At 66.2% G+C, this 22,919-nt stretch carries 22 protein-coding genes; 11 read left to right on the top strand and 11 right to left on the bottom strand.

Features of this window, described 5'->3' with window-relative positions; all coding sequences use genetic code 11:
• Positions 1-24: 24 nt before the first annotated feature.
• Positions 25-1,044 (bottom strand): LacI family DNA-binding transcriptional regulator, encoded by a 1,020-nt coding sequence (locus A5724_RS17715; protein ID WP_067804533.1) that lies wholly within the window; start codon positions 1,042-1,044, stop codon positions 25-27.
• Positions 1,045-1,241: 197 nt separating this feature from the next.
• On the opposite strand from A5724_RS17715, the gene A5724_RS17710 reads away from it, so the two are divergent.
• From A5724_RS17710 to A5724_RS17690, 5 genes are read left to right on the top strand one after another with little or no spacing between them, the layout of a single operon-like run.
• Positions 1,242-2,240: an asparaginase gene (locus A5724_RS17710; protein WP_082965116.1), complete on the top strand. Its 999-nt coding sequence runs from the start codon at positions 1,242-1,244 to the stop codon at positions 2,238-2,240.
• A gap of 3 nt (positions 2,241-2,243) precedes the next feature.
• Positions 2,244-3,122, top strand: coding sequence for a polysaccharide deacetylase (locus A5724_RS17705; protein WP_067804529.1), 879 nt, complete (start codon positions 2,244-2,246; stop codon positions 3,120-3,122).
• A gap of 28 nt (positions 3,123-3,150) precedes the next feature.
• On the top strand, positions 3,151-4,524 hold the full coding sequence (locus A5724_RS17700; RefSeq protein ID WP_067804527.1) for an MFS transporter: 1,374 nt from the start codon (positions 3,151-3,153) through the stop codon (positions 4,522-4,524).
• The gene (locus tag A5724_RS17695) at positions 4,521-5,285 is read left to right on the top strand and encodes an SDR family NAD(P)-dependent oxidoreductase (RefSeq protein WP_067804525.1); all 765 of its coding nucleotides are present in this window, start codon (positions 4,521-4,523) and stop codon (positions 5,283-5,285) included. The genes A5724_RS17700 and A5724_RS17695 overlap by 4 nt, the downstream gene beginning before the upstream one ends.
• Before the next feature lie 2 nt (positions 5,286-5,287).
• Positions 5,288-6,025, top strand: coding sequence for an SDR family NAD(P)-dependent oxidoreductase (locus tag A5724_RS17690; protein WP_067804522.1), 738 nt, complete (start codon positions 5,288-5,290; stop codon positions 6,023-6,025).
• Positions 6,026-6,274: 249 nt separating this feature from the next.
• Here the strand turns inward: A5724_RS17690 and A5724_RS17685 are convergent, their stop codons facing one another.
• Positions 6,275-8,626 carry an AAA family ATPase gene (locus tag A5724_RS17685; RefSeq protein ID WP_067804654.1) on the bottom strand — a complete coding sequence of 784 codons (2,352 nt, stop codon included), beginning with the start codon at positions 8,624-8,626 and terminating at the stop codon, positions 6,275-6,277.
• A 101-nt stretch (positions 8,627-8,727) separates the two neighbouring features.
• Between A5724_RS17685 and A5724_RS17680 the strand changes: the two genes are divergently transcribed.
• The gene (locus tag A5724_RS17680; protein ID WP_067804518.1) at positions 8,728-10,236 is read left to right on the top strand and encodes an MFS transporter; all 1,509 of its coding nucleotides are present in this window, start codon (positions 8,728-8,730) and stop codon (positions 10,234-10,236) included.
• On the opposite strand, the gene A5724_RS17675 is transcribed toward A5724_RS17680, so the two are convergent.
• Complete coding sequence (locus A5724_RS17675; RefSeq protein ID WP_067804515.1) at positions 10,233-11,810, bottom strand: FMN-binding glutamate synthase family protein; 1,578 nt, start codon at positions 11,808-11,810, stop codon at positions 10,233-10,235. The genes A5724_RS17680 and A5724_RS17675 overlap by 4 nt on opposite strands.
• 87 nt (positions 11,811-11,897) lie before the next feature.
• Here A5724_RS17675 and A5724_RS17670 point away from each other — a divergent pair, with 87 nt between their 5' ends.
• A complete protein-coding gene (locus tag A5724_RS17670; RefSeq protein WP_067804511.1) occupies positions 11,898-12,407 on the top strand; it encodes a DUF4232 domain-containing protein in 510 nt (169 codons plus the stop codon).
• A 28-nt stretch (positions 12,408-12,435) separates the two neighbouring features.
• On the opposite strand, the gene A5724_RS17665 is transcribed toward A5724_RS17670, so the two are convergent.
• The 6 genes from A5724_RS17665 to A5724_RS17640 form a co-directional block, all read right to left on the bottom strand.
• A complete protein-coding gene (locus A5724_RS17665) occupies positions 12,436-13,395 on the bottom strand; it encodes an ABC transporter substrate-binding protein (RefSeq protein ID WP_067804508.1) in 960 nt (319 codons plus the stop codon).
• 12 nt (positions 13,396-13,407) lie between these two features.
• Positions 13,408-14,226, bottom strand: a complete 819-nt coding sequence (locus A5724_RS17660; protein WP_197518701.1) for an ABC transporter permease — start codon at positions 14,224-14,226, stop codon at positions 13,408-13,410.
• 5 nt (positions 14,227-14,231) lie between these two features.
• Positions 14,232-15,038, bottom strand: a complete 807-nt coding sequence (locus A5724_RS17655; RefSeq protein ID WP_067804502.1) for an ABC transporter ATP-binding protein — start codon at positions 15,036-15,038, stop codon at positions 14,232-14,234.
• Between the two features lie 55 nt (positions 15,039-15,093).
• Complete coding sequence (locus tag A5724_RS17650; RefSeq protein ID WP_067804499.1) at positions 15,094-16,110, bottom strand: TIGR03617 family F420-dependent LLM class oxidoreductase; 1,017 nt, start codon at positions 16,108-16,110, stop codon at positions 15,094-15,096.
• 59 nt (positions 16,111-16,169) lie between these two features.
• Positions 16,170-16,448, bottom strand: coding sequence for an AAA family ATPase (locus A5724_RS17645; protein ID WP_067804495.1), 279 nt, complete (start codon positions 16,446-16,448; stop codon positions 16,170-16,172).
• A 63-nt stretch (positions 16,449-16,511) separates the two neighbouring features.
• A complete protein-coding gene (locus tag A5724_RS17640) occupies positions 16,512-17,090 on the bottom strand; it encodes a YdcF family protein (RefSeq protein ID WP_067804491.1) in 579 nt (192 codons plus the stop codon).
• Positions 17,091-17,270: 180 nt separating this feature from the next.
• Between A5724_RS17640 and A5724_RS17635 the strand changes: the two genes are divergently transcribed.
• Both A5724_RS17635 and A5724_RS17630 read left to right on the top strand, forming a co-directional pair.
• Positions 17,271-17,888: a DUF1942 domain-containing protein gene (locus tag A5724_RS17635; RefSeq protein WP_067804489.1), complete on the top strand. Its 618-nt coding sequence runs from the start codon at positions 17,271-17,273 to the stop codon at positions 17,886-17,888.
• A gap of 141 nt (positions 17,889-18,029) precedes the next feature.
• Positions 18,030-18,788: a triacylglycerol lipase gene (locus tag A5724_RS17630; RefSeq protein ID WP_067804651.1), complete on the top strand. Its 759-nt coding sequence runs from the start codon at positions 18,030-18,032 to the stop codon at positions 18,786-18,788.
• Here A5724_RS17630 and A5724_RS17625 read toward each other — a convergent pair.
• Complete coding sequence (locus A5724_RS17625; RefSeq protein WP_067804486.1) at positions 18,776-19,216, bottom strand: MOSC domain-containing protein; 441 nt, start codon at positions 19,214-19,216, stop codon at positions 18,776-18,778. The genes A5724_RS17630 and A5724_RS17625 overlap by 13 nt on opposite strands.
• A gap of 42 nt (positions 19,217-19,258) precedes the next feature.
• On the opposite strand from A5724_RS17625, the gene cynS reads away from it, so the two are divergent.
• Together cynS and A5724_RS17615 are read left to right on the top strand one after the other, a co-directional pair.
• The gene (gene cynS / locus A5724_RS17620; RefSeq protein WP_197518705.1) at positions 19,259-19,732 is read left to right on the top strand and encodes a cyanase; all 474 of its coding nucleotides are present in this window, start codon (positions 19,259-19,261) and stop codon (positions 19,730-19,732) included.
• A gap of 124 nt (positions 19,733-19,856) precedes the next feature.
• Positions 19,857-21,128, top strand: a complete 1,272-nt coding sequence (locus A5724_RS17615) for an Ig-like domain-containing protein (RefSeq protein WP_067804480.1) — start codon at positions 19,857-19,859, stop codon at positions 21,126-21,128.
• A 5-nt stretch (positions 21,129-21,133) separates the two neighbouring features.
• Here A5724_RS17615 and A5724_RS17610 read toward each other — a convergent pair whose 3' ends face one another.
• Positions 21,134-22,768, bottom strand: a complete 1,635-nt coding sequence (locus A5724_RS17610) for a fatty acyl-AMP ligase (RefSeq protein ID WP_067804477.1) — start codon at positions 22,766-22,768, stop codon at positions 21,134-21,136.
• Positions 22,769-22,919: the final 151 nt, after the last annotated feature.

Below are 22,919 nucleotides of genomic sequence, written 5' to 3'. Positions count from 1 at the left end.
TTCGTGAATACCTGCGGCGCTGAGTCACGCAGCCATGCTGCTGCCACGGATGATCAATTCCGGGGAGAGGAGCACAGATTCGGGGCGCCGGCCCGCCAGCACTTCGAGCAGCAGCCGCACGCCTTGCCGGCCCATCTCGTGCATCGGGGAACGGATGGTGGTGAGCGGAACCGCGCCGCCTTCGGCCAGCGGGGTGTCGTTGTATCCGACCAACGCGACATCGTCGGGTACGCGAATTCCCTTGTCGCGCAGCACTCCGAACGCCCCGATCGCCGCGAAGTCATTGGTGGCGAAGATCGCGTCGGGCACCGAACCGTGCGCCAGAATCTGCTCCGCGGCCGCGCGGCCACCAGCGGGATCGAAGCCGGTGTAGACCACCCGCTCGGGCCGAACGTGAATCCCGTTCTCCGCCAGCGCAGCAAGGCAGCCGTTCGTCCGGTTACGTGCGGTCGATGCGAATTCCAGGCCGGCCACCACCGCGACGTCGCGCCGACCGGTGTCCGCCAGATGTTGCCCTACGAGCCGGCCGCCCTTCTCGTCGTCGCAGGTGGCCGACGGATAGCCGCCCGCGGTCCGGGAGACCAGCGCGAACTTGATGCCTTCCGCGTAGACCTGGTCGAGAAATTGATGATCGAGGTGCGCGTCGCCGTAGATCAGGCCATCCACGCGCCGATCGATCATCATCCGCGTCCGCGCCCGCTGGTTCTCGTCGATGTCGAGCGAGTTGGTGACGAATGTCGACAGGCCGGCCTCTGACGCGGCCTCCTCGATGCCTTCATAGATGGTCGCCAGCACGTAGTCCTGCAGCCGAGGGACGAGCACCCCTATCAACCCCGACCGCCGCGTGCGCAGGCTGGACGCCTGCGGGTTGGGGGAGTACCCGTGCTCTTTCGCGAAGGCGCGGATCCGGGCGACGGTCTCGGGCGAACCCCACCGCAACGCCTCACCGCCGGGCGTGGCCAACACGCGGGACACCGTCGACGGGCTGACCCCGAGCTCGTCGGCGATTCTGCGCAGCGTCATGGGTCCCTGTTGCGACGCCATCAGCTAACTGTCCTCCCTGATATGGCCATCACCCTACAAGACCTGGCGCGTTTCCAACCGTTTTACACAAACGTTTGACGGAAGTTACACAAACGATTGCGTCAAACGTTTGTGTTGTGTTTCACTCGGGACATGCGCCATCCCGAGACAGCCGTCACAGCCGACGGCTACGACCGCCACAGCGCACCTGGGTGCCGATGACCCGCATCGCCGTGATCGCCACCGGCGGCACCATCGCGTCCACCGCGTCGGACGGCGGGGTCGTGGCCACCCGGTCGGCCGCCGACCTGCTGCAGACCGCTCAGGTGACCGGCATCGAGGTCGAATCGATCGACTTGATGACCGTGGGGTCCTACTGCATGAGGCTGGAGCACATCCGGTCCATCAGCGACGCCGTCGCCGCGCTTCTCGACCGCAAGGACGATCCGGTCGACGGCATCGTCGTCACGCACGGGACCGACACCATGGAGGAGACGGCGATCCTGCTGGACCTCGTGCACGACGACCCGCGACCGGTGGTGCTGACCGGCGCACAGCGAGCCAGCGACGCCCTCGACGCCGACGGGCCGCAGAACCTCGCCGACGCGGTCGTCGTCGCGGGATCGCCGGACGCGCGGGGGATCGGGGTGTTGGTGGTATTCGCCGGGCAGATCCTGCCCGCCCGCGCAACCCGCAAGCTGCACACGACAGCCCTGGCGGCGTTCGGGTCGGTGTCGGGCGCGAAGATCGGGGCGGTCACCGACGGCACCGTGGCCATCAGCGCGATTCCCAAGCGGCCCAAAGCCCTTGCCCGGCCGACCGCAGACTTCGACAACACCCGTGTCGATCTCGTCGAGATGTATCCAGGCGCCGATGCCACGCTGATGCGAGCCGCGGTCGCAGCGGGCGCCCGGGGAATCGTGTTGGCGGGCACCGGTATCGGCAACGCCAACCCAGAGGTCGTCGACGCCGCTCGTGAACTCGTTGCCGACGGAGTGGCCGTCGTGCTGTCGACCCGCGTTCCGGAAGGTCCGGTGGCCGGTGTGTACGGCAACGGCGGCGGTGCCGACCTGATCGCGGCAGACGTGCCGGCCGCACCGGCGCTGCCGGCGACACAACTTCGAATTCTCCTGGCGCTGTGGCTATCTCACCACGGTGGCAACACCCCTGGGGTCGACTCGATGATCGCGCTTTACGCAGATGACAAGGAGGAATGAGCAATGGCTAAAGAGATCTTCGTGGCCTTCGGCATCGACGTCGACGCCGTCGGTGGGTGGTTGGGCTCCTACGGCGGTGAGAACTCGCCGGGTGACATCTCACGCGGCGTGTTCGCGGGCGAGGTCGGTGTGCCCCGCCTCAACACCCTTCTCGAGCGGTACAACCTTCCCGCCACCTGGTTCTGGCCCGGCCACTCGATAGAGACCTTCCCTGAGCAGTTCGACATGGTCGTGGCATCGGGTCACGAGATCGGCGTCCACGGCTACAGCCACGAGAACCCGATCGCCATGACGCGGGAGCAGGAATCCGAAATCTTGGATTACTGCATCGATCTCATCGATTCGCGGACAGGAAAGCGGCCGACGGGCTATGTGGCGCCCTGGTGGGAGTTCAGCAGGGTCACCAACGAACTGCTCGTCGAGCGCGGCATCAAATACGACCACTCGCTGATGCATCGCGACTTCGAGCCCTACTACGTTCGCGTCGGCGACTCCTGGACGCCGATCGACTACGACAAGCCGGCCGCCGAGTGGATGAATCCGCTGGTGCGCGGCGAGGAGACCGACCTCGTCGAGATCCCGGCGAGCTGGTACCTCGACGACCTGCCGCCGATGATGTTCATCAAGGGCAGCCCGAACAGCCACGGCTTCGTCAACCCGCGACACATCGAAGAGATGTGGCGTGACCAATTCGACTGGGTGTACCGCGAAAGCGACTACGCGGTCTTCACATTCACCATTCACCCGGATGTGTCGGGCCGCCCGCAAGTGCTGCTCATGCTCGAGCGTCTCATCGAGCACATCAACTCCCACGACGGCATCACCTGGGCCAATTTCGACACCATCGCCGAGGACTTCAAGAAGCGGCGTCCTCGCGCCTGACCAGTTCACCCAGACAAAGGATCGGCCAATGTCATCATCGAATGCCTTCGTAGGCCCTGGGCTGCGGCGGGTTACCGGCAGCGAGACGCGTCGCGCCTCGGGGATCGCCTACATAGCCTGGACCATCGCGGTATACGACTTCATCCTGTTCGGCACACTGCTGCCGCGCATCGCGGAGTCGTTCCGGTGGTCCACCAGTCACGCCCTTCTCGTCTCGACATTGGTCAGCGTCGGCACCGCCATCGTGGTCCTTCTGGTCGGCCCGATGGTGGACAAACTCGGCCGGCGTCGCGGCATGATCATCTCGGTCGGCGGCACCGCCGCATCGTCGGCAGCAACGGCCGCAACCTTCGGTGCGGCGTCGTTGGTCGGCGTGCGTTCGATCAGCGGCCTCGGTCTGGCCGAACAGTCGGTCAACGCCACCTACCTCAACGAGCTCTACGAACTCACCGAGGACGAGGCGATCAAGAAGCGTCGCGGATTCGTCTACTCAATGGTGCAAACCGGTTGGCCCACAGGCGCCTTACTCGCGGCCGGCTTCGTCGCGGTCGTCACCTCGGTCTTCGGCGAGGGCGCGTGGCGCGTGGCCTTCCTGTTGGCGACCATCCCCGCCGTGCTGGTCGCCCTGCTGTGCCGCACCCTGAAGGAGAGCCCGCAGTTCGAGGCGCAACAGACGGTGCGCAAGCTGCGTCGCGAAGGCAAGCACGACGAAGCCACAGCCCTGGCCGCGGCCACCGCAACCGTCGAGCAGACCGCGGCACCGTACCGGCGAATCTTCACCGGCAAGCACCTGCGCAACACGGTGGTGCTGTCGCTGGCGTGGCTGCTCAACTGGTTTGGTATCCAGACCTTTTCGGTGCTCGGCACCACGGTGCTCGAACAGGGCAAGGGAATCGACGCGTCGAGCACCCTCATGCTGGTCGTGCTGTCGAACGTCGTCGGCATCGCGGGCTACCTGGCGCACGGCTGGGCAGGCGATCGGTTCGGTAGGCGAAACACCATCGCCGTCGGCTGGCTGCTGGCCGGCGTGTTCTTCGCGGCCATGCTGTTCGGGCCCTCGAACACGGCCTATGTTCTCGTCACCTACATGATGGGCCTGTTCTTCCTGCTGGGCCCGTATGCGGCGATCATGTTCTTCCAGGCCGAGTGCTTCGACACCGATTGCCGCGCAACGGGTAGCGCGTTCATCGGGGCGATGTCGCAACCCGGCGCCATCATCTCGGGCTTCATCCTCACCGGTCTGACCGCCGCATCCATCGGCTACTCGACCGCGGCGTTCTGGGTGGGAGCGGTCGGCACCGTCATTTCGGGTGTGGTCGTCCTCGGCGCACACAAGGTCGCGCCGCCGACGGCGGCTGCGGCGCGGGAACAGGCACAAGCCATCACGGAGGTGCAGTCATGAGCGATCAGCCCGTGGCGATGATCACCGGCGCCGCCTCGGGAATCGGCGCGGCGACCGCGGTGTGCCTCGCCGAACGGGGTATTCGCGTCGGAATCGGGACATTTCCCGGCGACCCGCACGACCCGGAGACCACGTTGCGCGACGTGCATGACGCGGGCGGGGAAGGGAAAATCGTGGAAGTCGACGTGCGGTCGACGGAATCGGTCGATGCTTTCGCCGCAGTGCTGATGTCTGCGTGGCGGCGCATCGACATCACGGTCGCAAACGCGGGCATCCTGCGCGGGTCTGCCTTCGCCGACATCACCGACGAACGGTGGCACGATCTGCTCGACGTCGATCTGCACGGGGTGATGCGCACGGCCAGAGCCGGACTCCGTCACATGGGTGAGGGTGGATCGGTGACCGCGATTTCGTCGATCGCCGGCGGCGTGTACGGCTGGCAGGAGCACGCGCATTACGCCACCGCCAAGGCTGGCGTGCTGGGGCTGATCCGCAGTCTCGCAGTCGAATACGGCCCCCGTGGAATCCGCGCCAACGCCGTCATCCCCGGATTGATCCGCACACCGCAGTCCACTGACGCGGTCAATTCGCTCGGCCCCGAGGGCCTGGACCGTGCGGGCGGCTACATCCCGTGGGGCCGTGTCGGACATCCTCGCGAAGTCGCCGAGGTCATTGCGTTCCTGTCCAGCCCGCAGGCGTCCTATGTGAGCGGTCAGGCCATCGTCGTCGACGGCGCGCTGACCGTGGCGATGCGGGACTGACCATGACCAAGGTTCTTGACGGCAGACGAGCACTCGTGACCGGCGCCGCATCCGGCATCGGGCATGCGATCGCGACCGCGTTCGTCGAGGCCGGTGCGGTGGTCACCGCCGCCGACCGCGATCCCGAAGTCATGGGACTCGCAGCCACGATGGGGGCGCGGCGCGCCCACGTCTTGGACGTCACGGTGGAATCGGCGGTCGACGCGGTGGTTTCCGACATCGTCGAAAACGACGGCGGGCTCGACATCCTGGTCTGTTCGCATGGCATCCTGACGCAGGCGCCTGCGGTGGACATGTCGACCGAACGGTGGCAGGAGACGCTCGACGTGGACCTCACGGGGGTGTTTCTGCTCAACCGTGCTGCGCTGCGGCCCATGTTGCAGCAGCGAAGTGGTCGGATCATCAACATCGCGTCGCAGTTGGCCATCAAAGGCGGTGTGTCGCTCGCTCATTACGCCGCGGCCAAGGCAGGTGTGATCGCGCTGACGAAGTCGATCGCGCTGGAGACGGCCGATCAAGGAGTGCTCGCGAACGTGATCGCACCGGGGCCCATCGACACCCGGATGGTCGCGGGAATCGACGAGGACTGGAAGCGCGACAAGCGTGCCGAACTTCCGCTCGGGCGGTTCGGGACTCCTGACGAGATCGCGCCGACGGCCGTGCTGCTGGCGTCCGAACCGGGCGGCAATCTCTACGTCGGCCAGGTTCTCGGACCCAACTCGGGCGACGTGATGCCCTGATGTGTGGCGGATGCGCGGGTGCACCACCGGATTGGGCCGCTGACTTGGTCGCTGGGCCACGACGCCGGTCGGCGGTGGCCAATCGCCTGGCGGCGTTGATGAAGCGCGACCAGATACGCGCGATAACGTCGGGATGGATGGTCAGCGGCCCCACGGGGGTATCGGTGGTCTGTCGGACCTACGACGACCTGGTGAACGTGGTGAGCGAGCGAACAGGTCTCGACCACCGGTCCGTCAGCGCCGCAGGGCTCAACGAGGGGCGGACACCCAGGCCAGGAACTCATCAGCCGTGAACACCGGCTTGCCGTACTCCTGCGCCTTGCGTGCCTTGCCCGACTGCGTGCCTGCCTCGGCGATGACCAGCACCTCACAGCGCGTCTTCGTCACCGATTTGACGGGCTTCAGCCCCACCGACTCGGCCAGTTCCTCCATCTCCCAGCGCTCCACGATCCGACCCGCACTGTCCTGCGCGGTCCCCGTGAAACAGATGCGCGCTCCCGGCGTCAGCACGGCGCCGATGTCGTCGCGCTCGAAAAAGGTTGACTCGGCGACGATTTCGCTACCCAGCAGTTGAGATGCCTGCTGCAGCCGCTCCACCACCACCGCGGGCAACTGCACCCGTGACGCCGCCGCCCGCAGCTGATCGGCCACCGACTGCCGCGCCGCCGCCTCCCATGAGGAATCCAACTGGTGGGGCGGCTCGGCTCCCAACAACACTGCGCCGACATCCCGGCTGACCCGCAGCAGCGCCGACAGGGCCGGCAGATGGGCGGCAGCCGGTGTCGGCACCGCGTGGTCGCGGCTGACCAGCAGTCCCGAAATCGACTCCGCCGGTTCGGGTTCCTCGAACGCCGACGAGCCCTGTTCGGACTCCGACTCGGTATGCGCGGCCAACGCGGACTGCGCCCGCTCCAACGCTGTCCGGCCCGACACCCGCACACCGCGCAGTGCGTCGGCCAGTTCGATGCCAAGCGGCATCGCCGTCACATATCCCAGCCGCTTCAGTTCGAAGTCGATCAGGCCGAGCGTCTCGTCGATTCCGGCGCCCACCGGCGTGCAACCCGCCAGCATCGGCGCGATCACTGCCCACGCCTCCCGCAGCGTCGGCGCCAGCAACACGTCAGAGACGTTGATACCGAACGCCGTTCGAGCGTCGGCCAGATCCCGCTGCGGATTGATCAGCGTCGACACTGCCGTGCCGTCGTCGAACGCGACCGCCAACTCCACCGGCCGCGGCCGCGACATTCGGCCCTCCTCGCCGACGGTCAGCATCCCGATCGCACAGTACCGCCGCGCACTGCCGTCGTCGACCGAGCTGCGCAGGAACCGCGCGATCCGCCGATCCGTCCTCAGGTCCTTCGGCAGCACAGGCCTTTTCAGCACCAGCCCCGCCAACGACGTACAGCGGCTCAACGCCACGTACAGCTGGCCCGTCGAGAACATCCCTCCGGACAGGTCGACCACCAACCGTTCCAGCGTCTGCCCCTGCGCCTTGTGGATGGTGATCGCCCACGCCAGCTTGAACGGCAACTGCGTGTAGGAGCCGATCACCTCGCGGCTCAGCGAGCCGCCGGACACCACCGGGCGGGTCGCATCCCAGGTGTACGGCGTCACGTCCGCACAAGAGCCGTCGGCGAATTCGACTTCGACCACCGCGCCATAGCGGTCGTAGTCGACGCCGATGACCCGGCCGATGGTGCCGTTGACCCAGCGGTCGCTCTGGTCGTTGTTCAGCATCATGATCTGCGCGCCGACTTTGAACCGCAGCGTCTCCTCGACCGGCGGGTCGAACAGCGACAAGTCACCCGACGCCTTCGCGTGGTGCACCAACTCGTCGCCGGGCAATCGTTCCAGCTGTTGCCGATTGCGCGCGGTCACCAGACGGTTCGTCGGCGCCAGTGTCATCCAGAACTCGTCGTCCGGCGGGACGAAATCCCTGTCCGCGCGGGCGTTGAGCTGTTCCTGCGCATGGCCGAGCAGCACGCCCTCGCGGATCTCGTTGAGGATGGCGGTCATTCGGTCGTCGCCGAGTTGACGGAACACCGTCGTCAACGACACTGTCGGGAAGTCCTCGCGGCGGAAACTCCGCGCGGAGAAGAAGTACGGCGTCTCATAGGCGGTCGAGAAGTACTCAGCCTCGCCCTCACCGACCACCGGCGGCAGCTGGTACAGGTCGCCCACCGACACGATCTGCACGCCGCCGAACGGTTCGCCGGGGACGGGGCCGAACCGCTCCAGCGCCGCGGCCAGCATGTCGAAAACGTCCGCGCGCACCATCGACGCCTCGTCGATGATCAGCGTCTGCAGCGACGCCAACGTCTTGGTGAAGCGGCCGGGCCGGTAGGCGCCGCCGCGGACGTCGGCCAGCGTCGTCGTGGTGCGGAAGCCGAACAGCCGGTGAATGGTGTAGCCGTCGACGTTGAGCGCCGCGATGCCGGTCGGCGCGACCACCACCACCGCCCGATCCGTCTGCGCCATGAACTGCCGGATCAGCGTCGACTTGCCGGTGCCCGCCTTACCGGTCAAAAACAGGTGCCGCCCGCCGGCCAGCAGGTCAAACGCATGGCGGAACTCGTCCGTGAGGACGAGACCCTGGCTGATGGGCACCACGGCTGCCACGTTAGCGCTGGCGAGCAGGTTTGCGACCACCCGTCGGCGGGAAAGCGATCTCCACTGTTTGTGCTGTTCGCAAGGAGGCGGTCATGGCAGCGCCAGCCGAAGCACCCGGCGTGATCCGAAGCTTGATTCCAGCCCGAATAGACCGGCTACCGTGGTCGCCGTTCCACACCCGGATGGTCGTCGCGCTGGGCGTGGCCTGGATCCTCGACGGCCTGGAAATCACCGTCGCCAGCGCCGTGGCCGACACGCTGACCCAGGACGAAACCCTCGGCCTGTCGTCGACCGCGGTCGGCTTCATGGCCACGGTGTACCTGGCGGGCGAGGTGGTCGGCGCGCTGTTCTTCGGCCGGCTGTCGGACAAACTCGGCCGACGCAACCTCTTCATGATCACGTTGGGCGTCTACCTGATCGGCAGCGGTCTGACCGCGCTGACACTGGGCAACGGCGCGGGCTGGATCGTGTTCCTCTACGTCACCCGGTTCATCGCAGGCATGGGCATCGGTGGCGAATACGCGGCCATCAACTCCGCGATCGACGAACTGATCCCCGCCCGATACCGCGGCCGAGTCGACATCGCCGTCAACGGAACGTATTGGGGTGGTGCGATTCTCGGCACGCTGGGCACCTTCATCTTCCTCAAGGCCATCGACCTGAGCCTCGGCTGGCGGCTGGCCTTCCTGCTCGGCCCGGTGCTGGGCCTGGTCATCCTGTTCGTGCGACGGCACCTGCCGGAAAGCCCGCGCTGGCAGGTGATGAACGGCCGCGTCGACGCCGCCGAGAAGTCGATCACCTACATCGAAGAAGAGGTCGAGGCCACCGGCGTCACCCTGCCTCCGGTCGACGAAAACAAGGCCATCGACCTGCGGCCGACGGAGAAGATCGGCTATGTCGCGCTGACCCGAGTGTTGTTCCGCGAGTACCCGTCCCGTTCCATCCTGGGCGCGTCGCTGATGATCAGCCAGTCGTTCCTGTACAACGCGATCTTCTTCACCTACACCCTGGTGCTCGGCAAGTTCTACGGGGTGGCGTCTGAGTCGGCGCCGTTGTATCTGATCGCGTTCGCGGTCGGAAACCTGACCGGCCCGTTGACCATTGGGCACTTCTTCGACACCATCGGCCGCAGGAAGATGATCGCAGGCACATATCTGTTGTCCGGTCTGCTGTTGGCCGTCAGCGCCGTTTTGTTCAACGCCGGGGCGCTGAACGCGATCACCCAGACGATCGCGTGGTGCATCATCTTCTACTTCGCGTCGGCGGGAGCCAGCGCCGCGTATCTGACGGTCAGCGAGATCTTCCCGCTCGAGGTGCGGGCCAAGGCCATCGCGGTGTTCTTCGCGATCGCCCAGTGCTTCGGCGCGCTGGGTCCGGTCATCTACGGTGCCCTGATCGGCGACGGGTCCAACTCGTTCTCGCTGTTCCTGGGCTACCTGCTGGGCGCGGGCGTGATGATGGCGGGCGGTCTGGTCGCCTGGTTCCTCGCGGTCGACGCAGAAGGAAAGTCGTTGGAGGACATCGCGACTCCGCTGTCCGCCGCGCGGCGCAGGGGCTCGGTCCGCGCCGAGGGCGCAACCCGGCCGTATCCGCCCTCCTAACCGGTTGCCGACGCTGACGACGGTGCCGAACCACCCTGCGACTCAACGGCTGTCATCAAGCGGATGATGGCGTCGCGGTCAGCCGCCGACGGAAGACCCATGTCCGTCGTGTAGCCGTACACCTCGTTCAGCGGCGTCGACGCCGTCCGACCGTCGAGGATGTCGATCGACTCGGTGCTGATCAGTCCCGGGTGCTCGACGCCGCACGCCTCGGCTATCTTGACCAAGTCGCGGCGCAGCGTCTTGATGTAGTTCGCCACGCGCACCGCCTTGACGTCGGGCACCAGACCGCGGGCCAACCACGCGTTCTGGGTGGCGACTCCCGTTGGGCACGTATCGGTGTGGCATTTCTGCGCCTGGATGCAGCCGATCGCGAGCATGGCCTCGCGCGCCACGTTGACCATGTCGCAGCCCAGCGCGAATGCGACCACCGCGTTGTCAGGCAGGCCGAGCTTGCCACCGCCGATGAACGTCACCTGCTCGTGCAGCCCCCGCTCGGCGAAAATCCGATACACCTGCGCGAAGCCGAGTTGGAACGGCAGCGACACGGTGTCGGTGAAGATCAACGGCGCGGCACCGGTGCCGCCCTCGCCGCCGTCGATGGTGACGAAGTCGACGCCGCGCCCCGTGCTTTGCATGAGATCGGTGAGTTCGTACCAGAATTCGAGGTCGCCGACGGCTGACTTGATGCCGACGGGAAGGCCGGTTTCGTCGGCCAGCAGCTCCACCCAGTCCAGCAGGCTGTCCGGGTCGGAGAATTCGGCATGCCGCGACGGGCTGACGCAGTCGCGGCCCTCCGGAATTCCACGGGCGGCGGCGATCTCGGCTGACACCTTCGGCGCGGGCAACAACCCACCCAGGCTCGGTTTGGCGCCCTGGCTCAGCTTGATCTCCAGCGCCCGCACCGGCGCGCCGGCCACCACGTCCTTGAGCTTGTTCAAGTCGAAGCGGCCATCGGCGTCGCGGCAGCCGAAGTAAGCGGTGCCGATTTGGAAGAGGAGTTCGCCGCCGTTGCGGTGATAACGGGAGATGCCGCCTTCTCCGGTGTTATGCAGACAGCCCGCCAACGCCGCGCCGCGGTTGAGCGCCTCGACCGCGTTGCCCGACAACGAGCCGAAACTCATGGCGCTGATGTTGACGACGGACGTCGGCCGGAACGCGTTGCGTCGGCCACGTGCGGCACCGAGCACTTTGGCGCACGGCAGGTCGACTTCGTGGCCGGCCCTCGGCGCCGTCCGCGGCACGGCCCGGCCGAACGTGCGGTGCTTGATCACCGGATAGCCGGCCGTGTACTCCAGGTCGTTGTCCGTGCCGAACCCGAAGTAGTTGTTCTCGTGCTTCGACGAGGCGTACACCCACCGGCGCTGATCGCGGGTGAACGGGCGCTCCTCGTCGTTGGCCGCGACGACGTACTGCCGAAGTTCGGGGCCGATCGCCTCGATCAGATACCGCGCATGCCCGACGACGGGGAAGTTGCGCAGCAGCGCGTGCTTACGTTGGAAGAGGTCACGGGCGGCGACGGCCCCCAGCGTCGAGGCGACGGCGGCCGCGACCGCGCGGATGGCCCGGCTCATGGAGGCAGTGTTTCCGCTCGGCTTCTGGGCGAAACTCCGCGCGCGGTGTCAAGAATCTGCCAAGCGGTCGGCGGCATCCTTGCCGACATGAAGCGAATCGCGCTGCCGTTGATTGCGGTTGCTGTGCTGGCAGGCTGTTCTTCGGAGCGGCCGGCACCTGCACCGGTGACCGTGACCGTGACCAGCACCTTCAACGCGCCGGCGCCTGCGGCGCTCGGCCCGTGCATCGACGACCTCGAAGTCACCAACGGCACGGTGGAGTCGGCCAACACCCAGCGCCACGTGATCCTGTCGTTCAAGAACACGTCGTCACATCCGTGCACGCTTGTCGGCTATCCGGGAGCGGATCTCGTGACGCCCGCCGGCGGTGTGCTGATCAACGTGCCTCGGCGGCCGGCCAACGCCGCACCGCATCTGACGCTGAACCCGAACGAAGTCGCCACCGCGGACGTCACGGCCTACGCGATCGACACCGCGACGGGGGACCCGTGCCCCCGCTGGGGCAACCTGGTGGTCACACCACCTAATGGCTTTGTCTCACACCCGATGACTGTCGACATGCCGATCTGCGCCGCGAGCATCAGCGCGGTCACATAGCTCTATTCCGGGGCTCGACTCCGGGGCTCTACTCCGGGCTGACGAACGACGCGTCGACCAGAGTCTTGAGATCGAGGTTCTTGACCGCGGGATTGGTCGGCGCGAGTTCGTTCACCGAGGTCTGCAGCTGCTCGATGGTGGGCGTCGGCACGTCCGGCAGCACCTTCGTGTAGTACGCCCAGGTGTCGTGTAATGCCTTGGGATCGGTCACCTTCAGATGTTTGGACAGCACGCTGACGGCATACGCCTCGTCGGTCTTCTCCCGCTTGATCGCCTGCTGCACGGCTGTCATGAACCGGCGGATCTGATCGCCGTGCGACTGCACATAGGCGTCGGTGGCCGCGATGCCCACATTCGAAGTCGGGATGTTCTGCGACGCCAGGTCCAGCATCGAGTGGAATCCCTCCGCCTCCAACTGAGTCGTGGTGGGCGGATGCGACATGGCGGCGTCGATCGTGCCCGCCACGAGTGCGTTGTTCACGTTTGTCACCGAACCCAACGGCGTGAGCGCCACATCGCTCGGCTTCAGCCCCAGCTGCTGGAGCGCCTCCACCGTGGCGATGTAGAGCGAGCCGCTTGTCGACGTGATACCGACCCGCTTGCCCTTGAGCTCCTGCGGCGTCTTGACTTTCGTGAACAACTCGTAGGTGAACACCGGCGTCAGCGTCGCAAGGTAACTCACCTGCCCGCCAGACGCGGCGCCGGACACCATCTCCGGCGCCCCGATCGACGCGAGTTGCGTCTGACCGGAGATCAACGCCGGGAAGCCGTCGGAACTGCTGAGGTTGGTCAGCTTCACATCCAGGCCCTGTGCCTTGAACAGCCCCGCCTCATCAGCGATCCAAAACGGAAGCTCGTCGGCGACTATCTGGCTGTAGCTCAACGTGATCGAGTTCGGGTCACCGCCGGAGGCCTGTGTCCCCGCGTTGTCACCGCACGCGGTCATCGCCATGGCGGCGGCTGCGGCGAGAATCCAGATGCGTTTCATAGTCTTTCTCCGTCAATGAGTTTCGGGCCGCCACGCGGCGAAGCGTTGTTCGACGGCGCGGAGCAGTCCGGTCAGCACCACACCGGTGATCGCGAAGATGAACAGCCCGGCGAACACCACCGAGGTCTGGAACTGCTGGCCGGCGTTGTTCATCAGCATGCCGACGCCGTGGGTGGCGCCGCTCAATTCCGCGACGAAGACTCCAATCAGCGCCTGGCCCACCGCGAGTCGAAGACCGCTGATGATGAACGGCACCGATCCCGGCAGCGCGATGGTGCGGAAGATCTGCAGATCGTTGGCACCGAAACAGCGTGCAACCCGCAGCACCGCCGGATCGAGATTCTGCACGCCGCTGGCGGTGTTGATGAGAATCGGGAAGATCGCCATCAGGAAGACGATCGCGATCTTCGACGTCTGGCCGATTCCGAGCCAGATGATCAGCAGCGGGGTCAGCGCGATTCGCGGGGTGGCGTAGAGAAAGTTGATCAACGGGCTGGCCGCCCAGGACAGCTTGCGGTACCAGCCGATCAGTAGACCGAGCGGCAACCCGACGAGGGTGGCGAGCACCAGTCCGTAGAGCAGTTCCTTGCCGCTTGTCGCAAGGTCGGTCCAGATGGTCGCGCTGGCGAACAACTGCTGGAACGCCAGGATGACGTCGGACGGGCCTGGCAGGATGATCGCCGGCTTGATCCGCAGCATCGCCACGATCTGCCACAGGGCGAGCACCGCCACGACGGCGCCGGTGCCGTAGGCGAACTTGGCGTTGAGCCGGAGGCGTGGTCGCGAGCTGTCCGGTTTCCGGCGGGCGGTGACGGGCCTTGTCGCGGTCACGGCCATCAGCGCACGCCTCCTGCGATCGCTTCAGGGCTGTAGAGCAATTCGGATATCTCCTCCACCAGCGCGAGGTACTCCGGTGATCGGCGGATGCTCTGCGCGCGCGGACGTTCGAAGGGCACCTCGACCTCACGGATGATGCGGCCTGGGCGCGGGCCGAACACGCACACGCGGTCGGCCAGTAGCACCGCCTCGCTGATGTCGTGGGTGACGAACAGCGCGGTGACGCGTTGTGCGGCGCAGATGCGGAGCAACTCGACCTGCATGACTTCGCGGGTCTGGGCGTCGATCGAGGCGAACGGTTCGTCGAGCAGCAGCAGTTGCGGTTGTACGGCCAGCGCACGGGCCAGGTTGACGCGCTGCTGCATGCCGCCGGACAGTTGGGCCGGATAGCGGTCGCCGAAACCGGCGAGGCCGACCAGTTCGAGCAGTTCGTTGGCGCGGTCGCGGGCCTCGCGCCGCTTGAGTTGCTTGCCCAATTCCAGGCCGTAGGTGATGTTGTCGATTACTTTGCGCCACGGCAGGAGGCTGGGCTGCTGGAACACCATGGCCCGGTCGGGGCCGGGGCCGGGGATGTCGTGACCGTCGAGGCGCAGCGCTCCGCTTTCGATGGCGGTGAAGCCGGCGACGGCGTTGAGGAAGGTGGTCTTTCCGCAGCCCGACGGGCCGACGATGCAGACGAAATCGTTGCGTGCGACGCTGAGGCTGACGTCGGCGACGGCGAGTGTGGGAACGGCACGCGTGTCGGGATTGCGATATTCGATCCGCACCCCGTCGGCTTCCAGATGCGCGCGCTGTGCTCCAGGCATGTGAGCCAGGTTACGGTCTGATGTCAGGCTGAATCAAGGCCAGACCATAAGGCCATTACCGTCTGCTGAGGCTGCGTGCGACGGTTCCGTACTTCTCGAACCGCCCCTCGTCGCCGAGTGCGTTGTACAGCACGATGCGGGTGGCGATTTCGCCGTATTTGTTGGTCAGCGCGTCGGCCAGGCCGTCCCACGTCGATTCGGTGGCGAACGTGGCGATGTGGTCGTCGGTGATCTGCGCGGCCATCCCCTCGAAGTCGCCGGCTTTCTGCTTTTCGCGGATTCGCGCCGTCGTCCCTTCGAAACCGGCCTCGTCCCAGATGAACGCGTAGTTCGAGGTGCTGCCGTAGAAGCTCATGCTGGCGCGCACCAGTTCGCGCTCGTGGTGCCGTTCCGCGTCGGTGTCGCCGACGATCGTCATCACCGGCACGATCACCGCGATGTCGGCCGTCGACCGGCCCAACTTCGCCGCTCCCTCAGCAACATTCGGCATCACATGCCGAGCCAGGTAGCCGGGTTCGCCGAGCGGATGCACGTGCACACCGTCGGCGATCTCGCCGGCCATCCGCAGCATCCACGGATTCACCGCTGCCACATCCACTTTGGGATCGGGTGCATCGATGGGTCCTGCGCTCCACTGCGGCGTGATGAAGTCCAGCTGATAGAACTCGCCGTGGTGATCGAGCTTGCCAGTGCGGAAGGCTGCAAAGCAGGCCTTGACCGCGCGCACGTAATCCTTCAGTCGCGGACCCGGCCGCTCGAACTCCACGCCGTAGCGCCGCACCACATGGGTGCGCACCTGGGTGCCGAGGCCGAGGCGGAACTTTCCGGCGGTGGCTTCCTGCAACTCCCACGCCGTCGCGGCCGTGACGAACGGGCTGCGGGGGAATGCGACCGCAACGCCGGTCGAGAACTCCAGGCCGGGCGCGGCCTGCGCCGCGACGGCGGCGTTGAGGTACGCCGTCCGACCGGTTTCCGTGAACAGCATCCCGTCGAAACCTGCGGCCTGCGTCCGGCGAGCGAGGTCTCCGATCTTGCCCAACGGTTGCGGGACCGTCATCACGTCGACGCGCACGGTCGAACAGTACGCCGTTGACTTTTGCGGGCGGCAGGTCAGGCGACTACCGCGGTGAATCAACTCTCGTCAGACACGACGCCTCGGTGTGGGGCTGTGCGGTCGGCCCGCCGGCGTAGCAAGAAGATCACCGTCGCCAAGATCGCGATGCTCGTCAGTACTACGCCTAACCAACGGGCGCGTCGGACGAAGGAGCGCTTACCGAACAGAGCATCTGCCTCGTCGAAGAAGACAGCCGAACCACCTTCTACTGCTTCAAGCACATGCGCTAATTGCGCTTCAGTCTCGTCTAGGTAGTGGCTGACCAAAGCGGACAGATCCGACGACGCCTGCCTCATCGACCCACCGTAAGGCCGGTCCGCCTGTCGCGCACGGTTATTCGCCGTTCGGACCGCACGACGCTAGCCCACGTTGACGAACGGGCTTATCGCGTCGCGTGCGAATTGCGCGACGTTGGTGCCCGGGCTGCCGTCTGGAAAACTCACCGTCGCCAGGATGTTGCCGCCCGCGTCGGCGAAGTCGCCGTCGGCGCGGCCCTGATGCGTCGTCGACGTCACCAGGATGATCCCGGTGGTGCCCGCCTGCTTGGCCAGCGGCACCGAGAACTGAGCGTTCTGCACCGTGCTATTCGCCCTGTCCTCCGCGATGATTCGGTTCGCGGGGAAACCGAGCAGCATCAGCATGTTGCGCATCTGCCCGGCCTCGGTCTTGCCGTTCTGCGGATTGCCGCCGGTGACGATGACCGGCGACTGCGGAAAGAACTGCGCGACGATCAACCCCGTCATCACCCGGCGGCGCAGGATCGCGCGCATGGACCCGTCGGGCGTCAGGCCGTAGCCGAGGATCACGATGGCCGGCTTCGAGAAGTCCTTCGCCGCGGGCGCCGGTTGCGCCTGCGCGATCGCGGGGGACACGCCGCCCAACACGGCAGCGATCGAAACGGCGACCGCGCCAAGCGCGGCTCTCCATCGGCGACGCATGTGCCCTCCGCAACGGTTGGGACTGATGAGAAGGATGTTACTGACGATGTAATCGAGCCGACGCTCTCGTTCGTTACGGCGACACGGCGAGAACAAGATCAATCCGTTTTGCGTTTTGTTGCCCGTCCGGGAGGGTAACGTTCCCGCAGGTCGAAGCGTCATGGCATGAGGGGAGTAAGGGTGAAGGTCAAGAAATTGGCGGGAGTCGTCGCCGCCACCGCAATCGCATTCAGCTTTGGTGCTGTCACGGCCGCGCCCGCCGGGGCGGCTAACAACATCAAGGTGTTCGGTCAGCCCGAGGCGCTCGAGGACGTCTATGGCAACCCGATGATCACCTACATCGTGCACGGGTTGAATCCGAGTTCGGACGCCGTGCCCCACAACGGTCGGCTGTACGAAGCCAACGTGACCAACGAAGGCGGCATTCCGATCGCCGCGCTGTTCAACGCACGTGCTGAAAGCGGACAGAACTATCGGATCGTCGGCGGGGGCATTCCCGGCAAGATCTACTTCGATGTCGTGGGTGACACGCCAAACAGCGTTGTCTACAACGACGGTGTTCAGGATCTGCTGGCGTGGGTTTCGCCGACTCCGATCAGCAGTGGCGCGCCTGACGTCGCGGGCGAGTCCACCGAGGGCGCCGGCGGCGGTGCCGCGGATGGCGGCGGCGCCACCGATGGCGGCAGCACCACAGGCGGGAACGACGTCGCGCCACAAGTCGAAGCGCCGGGACCGTTCGGGCTCAGCGAAGCGGAAGTGGCTGAGCCAGGCTTCAACGACGGCGGCGGGCGTCGCTGATCATGTAGTCACCCGGTATGGCCCTCGTAGCCAAGGGATGTCACGGTCGAGCGATATCGCTCCGCGAGTTCGCGGTAGGCCACGTGATCATCGTGTCACCGTCGGTGAGAAGTCGGGTACTTACAGCTAATGTCGGAGTCGATGCGTTACGACGGTACCGATCTTCCCGATGCCGACACCGCGCTGCCACCGGACTACCGACTTCTCGCCAAAGAGTGGCGCACCGTCGGTGAGTACCTGGCCGCGCGGCGGTCGGTGCATCAGATATCGGCGTGGCCCGCGGGCGACGGGCATCCCGTTTTGGTGCTGCCCGGGTTTCTCGCGGGCGCCGGGTCGACGCAGTTCCTGCGCAACGTGCTGCGCAGGCTCGGGTACCGCTCTTACGACTGGCGGCTCGGCACCAATCTGGGTGTCCGGCCGGGCATGCTCAAGCAGTTGCCTGCCCGGCTGGACGACATCCGAGCGCGCAACAACGGCCGCAAGGTCAGCATCGTCGGCTGGAGCGCGGGCGGCATCTACGCGCGCGAGCTCGCCAGGGCCCAGCCCGATGACGTCCGGATGGTGATCACGCTCGGTTCGCCGGTCCGCGGCAACCAGCAGGCCACCCACGCCTGGCGGATGTGGCGGATCCTCAACCGTAAAACGCAAGCACGGCAAGTGGTTTCAGACGCGGCCCGGATCGCTCGTGAGGAGCCTCTGCCCGTTCCGACAACGTGCATCTACAGCAAGTCCGACGGCATCGTCGCGTGGCAGTGCTGCCTGAGCAGGCCGTCCGCACAGACCGAGAACGTCGAAGTGCACTGCAGCCATCTGGGCTACGGGCACAACCTCGAGACCCTCCGCGTGATCGCCGACCGGCTGGCACAGCCGGAAGGGCAGTGGCGGCCCTACTCGGGCTGACAGTCGATCAATACGGCGTCGCCGACCCGGATGGTGCCCGAACGCAGCACCCGGCATGCCGAACCGGCCCGGCGGCGCAGCGCCGCGGCGGCACCGGGTCCGATGAAGTCGTCGAGCAGTCGGCATGGTGCCGACACCCGCACCACCTCCAGTTCGACGTCGCCGATCGTCAGCCGCGTGCCAGGCTTCGTCGGGATCTCACCCGCGTCCACCGTGATGTTGCGGCGGGTCGCGCCGGCGTCGAACCCGTGGCCCAGTTCGGCCGCCGCCTTGTCGAGCATCTCCTGCGACTGAATGGTGACGTGCCGGTGCCGGGTGCCGTGATAGCGGTCGCCGACCAGACCTCTACCCGCTTCGGCCGTCACCTCGTCGACCACCCGCACCGGAAGCCGGCTGCCTGGCGCGATGTGGATGGCGCTCACCTGCATGAAGCCAGGGTACCGACGTGGCGTAAGCCTGCAGCCGGGCCGATCATTGACGGCATGACTCGAGACGAGATCACCCAACAGATCATCGCCACCCGGCTCGCCAAAGGGCTGACCTGGCAGCAGCTGGCGGACGCCATCGGAAAGCCGGTCGTCTGGACCACCGCCGCCCTGCTCGGCCAACATCCGATCCCGCCGGACGACGGCCGCACACTGGTCGACCTGCTCGGCCTCGATGAGTCGACGGTGCCCATACTCGCGGCCGTGCCGATGCGCGGCGGGCTGCCCACCGCGGTGCCGACTGACCCGACCATCTACCGCTTCTACGAAGCCCTGCAGGTCTACGGCCCCGCGATCAAGGAATTGGTCCACGAGCAGTTCGGCGACGGCATCATGAGCGCGATCAACTTCAGCGTGAGCGTGGAGAAGAAGCCGCACCCGTCCGGGGACCGCGTCGTCGTCACCTTCGACGGGAAGTTCCTGCCGTATGACTGGGTGGCCGCGGACACGGCGGGGTGAAGCGCTGAATTCGCCCGCACAACAAGACCGTTACGAATCAGTGCACCTCAACCGAGTTGCACTGATCCCACCGCGCTCTGTCTAATATTGAGCCGTCCCGGCCCTCGCCGACCCCAACGGAGAACTGTTGACGTCTACTCGCCGTGTCCAGGAAGCTTGCCTGGCGGTTGTGCTCGCGGTCCTGGCTGTGCTCGGCGGTGTGGTGTTGTCCACGACTCCAGCCTGCGGCAACCGTTGCGCGGTGACGGGCACTCCCGTCGCGCACGCCGCGACGCAGCCCGTGGCGCCGCAGCCCGCCGCGGTCTGGGTGGCGCCGGCGTCGGGCGCCGACCACGTCAGCCCGTCGGGACCGGTTCTGGTCACCGCCACGTCGGGGACGATCACGACCGTCGAGATGCGCAGCGATTCGGGCAAGGTGATTTCCGGCGTGCTCACCCCGGACGGGAGCGTGTGGAAGCCGACGACCCAGCTCGGCTACGGCCGCACCTACACCCTGACCATCGCGGCTCGCGGACCGAACGGGATGCCGACCCGCGAGACGTCCAGCTTCAGCACGCTGACACCCGGCAACCAGACCGAGGTGTACCTCGAGACGACGGCAGGCGGGCTGATTCAGGACGGCGCGACGTACGGTGTCGGCATGGTGGTCGTCGCGAAGTTCGACGAGCCCATCGAGAACAAGGCCAACGCCGAACGCCACCTCGTGGTCACGACGAACCCGCCGGTGACCGGATCGTGGAACTGGATCGACGACCAGACCGCGCACTGGCGGCCCGAGAAGTATTACGCGCCAGGCACTACCGTCGACGTGACGGCCAACCTGTATGGCACCCCGGTGGGTGACGGACTGTACGGCCAAGAAGACGAACATGTTTCGTTTCGGATCGGCGACGCGCATGTGTCGATCGCCGACGACAAAACCAAACAGGTGAGCGTCTACGACAACGGCAAGCTGGTGCGCACCATGCCAACGTCGATGGGCATGGGTGGCACCGAGACGTTCGGCAACACCACGTTGAGCTTCTGGACGCCGCCGGGCGTCTACACGGTGCTGGACAAGGCCAACCCGGTGATCATGGACTCCTCGACGTTCGGGCTGCCGATCAACTCGCGGCTCGGTTATCGCGAAACCATCAAATACGCCACCCGAATCAGCACGGACGGCATCTATCTGCACCAGTTGGATTCGACGGTGTGGGCGCAGGGCAACACCGACACCAGCCACGGCTGCCTGAACCTCAACGGCGACAACGCGGCCTGGTTCTACGACTTCTCGGTCCCCGGCGACGTGGTCGAGGTGCGCAACACCGGCGGGCCGCCGCTGAAGCTGTGGGACAACGGGGACTGGACAGTGCCGTGGGACCAGTGGCGCAAGGGCAGCGCGCTGGCTTCCTGAGCGTCCTACGTCACCAGCGACAGCGCGTGCGCGCGCCGCAGCTTCCCCGACGGGGTCTTCGGGATCATCCCCGGCTCGAGCACGACGACGTTGCGCGGGCGCACATCGACTTCGGCGAACACCTCGTGCGCGACCTGCCGCTCCACCCGGCGCACCTGCTGTTTGTCCGCGAACTCCTGGCACTCGACCGCGACCGCGAACGTCTCCCGTGACATTCCCGCGTCCAGCCGTACTGCGACCGCGCACCCCGGCCGCACGCCCTTGACGCGGCCCGCGGCGCGTTCGATGTCGGTGGGGAAGATGTTGCGTCCGGCCATGATGATGACGTCCTTGAGCCGGCCGCAGACGACGACGCTGCCGGTTTCGGTCAGGTAGCCCAGGTCGCCGGTGTCATACCAGCCGCGCTCGTTCTGCGCCGAGATGAAGCCGCCCATGGTGGTGTAACCCCTCGTCACCGGTTCACCGCGGACTTCGATGACGCCGACGCCCCGTGCGGGTAATTCCGCGCCGTACTCGTCGACGACCCTGACCTCCAAGCCCTGCAGTGGCCGGCCCAGCGTGACGAGGCGCCGGGTGTGTCCGCCGGTCACCGGGATGGCGCGGTGCAGCACCGCCAACAGGTTGGCGTCGACCTCGTCGACGACCATGCCGCCGCCGCACTCGGAGAACGACACGGCCACCGTCGTCTCGGCCATTCCGTAGGCGGGGATGATGGCTTCGGGCTTGAGTCCGAACGGCGCTCCGGCGATGCACAGGTCTTCCACATCGACTGGATCGACTTGTTCCGCTCCAGAAAGTGCCCACCGCAGCGAAGACAGGTCGAAGTCTCCGACGGTGGCCTGCTTGCGTAATCGGTTCGCGAACATGTTGTAGGCGAAGTTCGGCGCGGCCGTCATGGTGCCCTTGTACTTGTCAATCAGCCTGGCCCACAACAACGTATCGCGCAGGAAATCCATCGGCGTGATCTTGACGAGCTCGGCACCGACATACATCGGCACCGTCAGATAACCCGTCATACCCATGTCGTGGAAGCAGGGCAGCCAGCTGACGATCACGTCACGGTCCGGATCGAAATCACAACCGGCCATCATCGCCTCCGCGTTGGCGACGACGTTGGCGTGCGTGATCTGAACGGCCTTCGGGGATCCTGTTGAGCCCGAGGTCAACTGCATCAGGGCAACGTCGTCGTCGTCAGTGTCTACCGGCGTGATCGGCGCGCTCGCGAGCAGCGACTCGGCGGTCAGCACCGTCATACCAAGCCCGTACAGCACAGGCGCGGCGGCCATGAACGGATCTGAGATGACGACAGCCTTGGCTGTGATCATGTTGATGACATCGGCTGTTTCCTTGGCCCAGCGGACCAGATCGGTGCGTGGCGTCGGCTGATGCAGCATGGTGACGCTTGCCCCGCGCATCCAAATGCCCTGGGCAGTCGGAGCGATCTCGACTGGGGCTCCTGCCAAGACGGCTACGGCGTCACCGGGTCCGATGCCTGCGGCGGCCAATCCTCCTGCGACGCAGCGGGCTTGGTCATGTACCTCGGCCCAAGAATGTCGAACAGGGATGTGTGGTTCCCCGGTGACCATGCCCTTGGAGCTGCGCTGTGCATTGCGGTACATCGTTTCGGTAAATCGACTCACGCGAATTCCCTTGCCTGCGCGCGATACGCGTAGTTGGGTTCTTGTTCCGGAAAGCCGCTGGGTTCGACGATGCCTGCGGAGGTCCTCGACTCCGCGTTGTTCACCCCAGTAACACCCGCCACCCCGGCTTGGGCGGCGGGTTATTCGCCAG

The organism is Mycobacterium sp. ACS1612, from assembly GCF_001667505.1.
Lineage (GTDB): Bacteria > Actinomycetota > Actinomycetes > Mycobacteriales > Mycobacteriaceae > Mycobacterium.
Note: the sequence above shows the minus strand (reverse complement) of the source record. Positions and strands in the feature narration are given on the sequence as shown.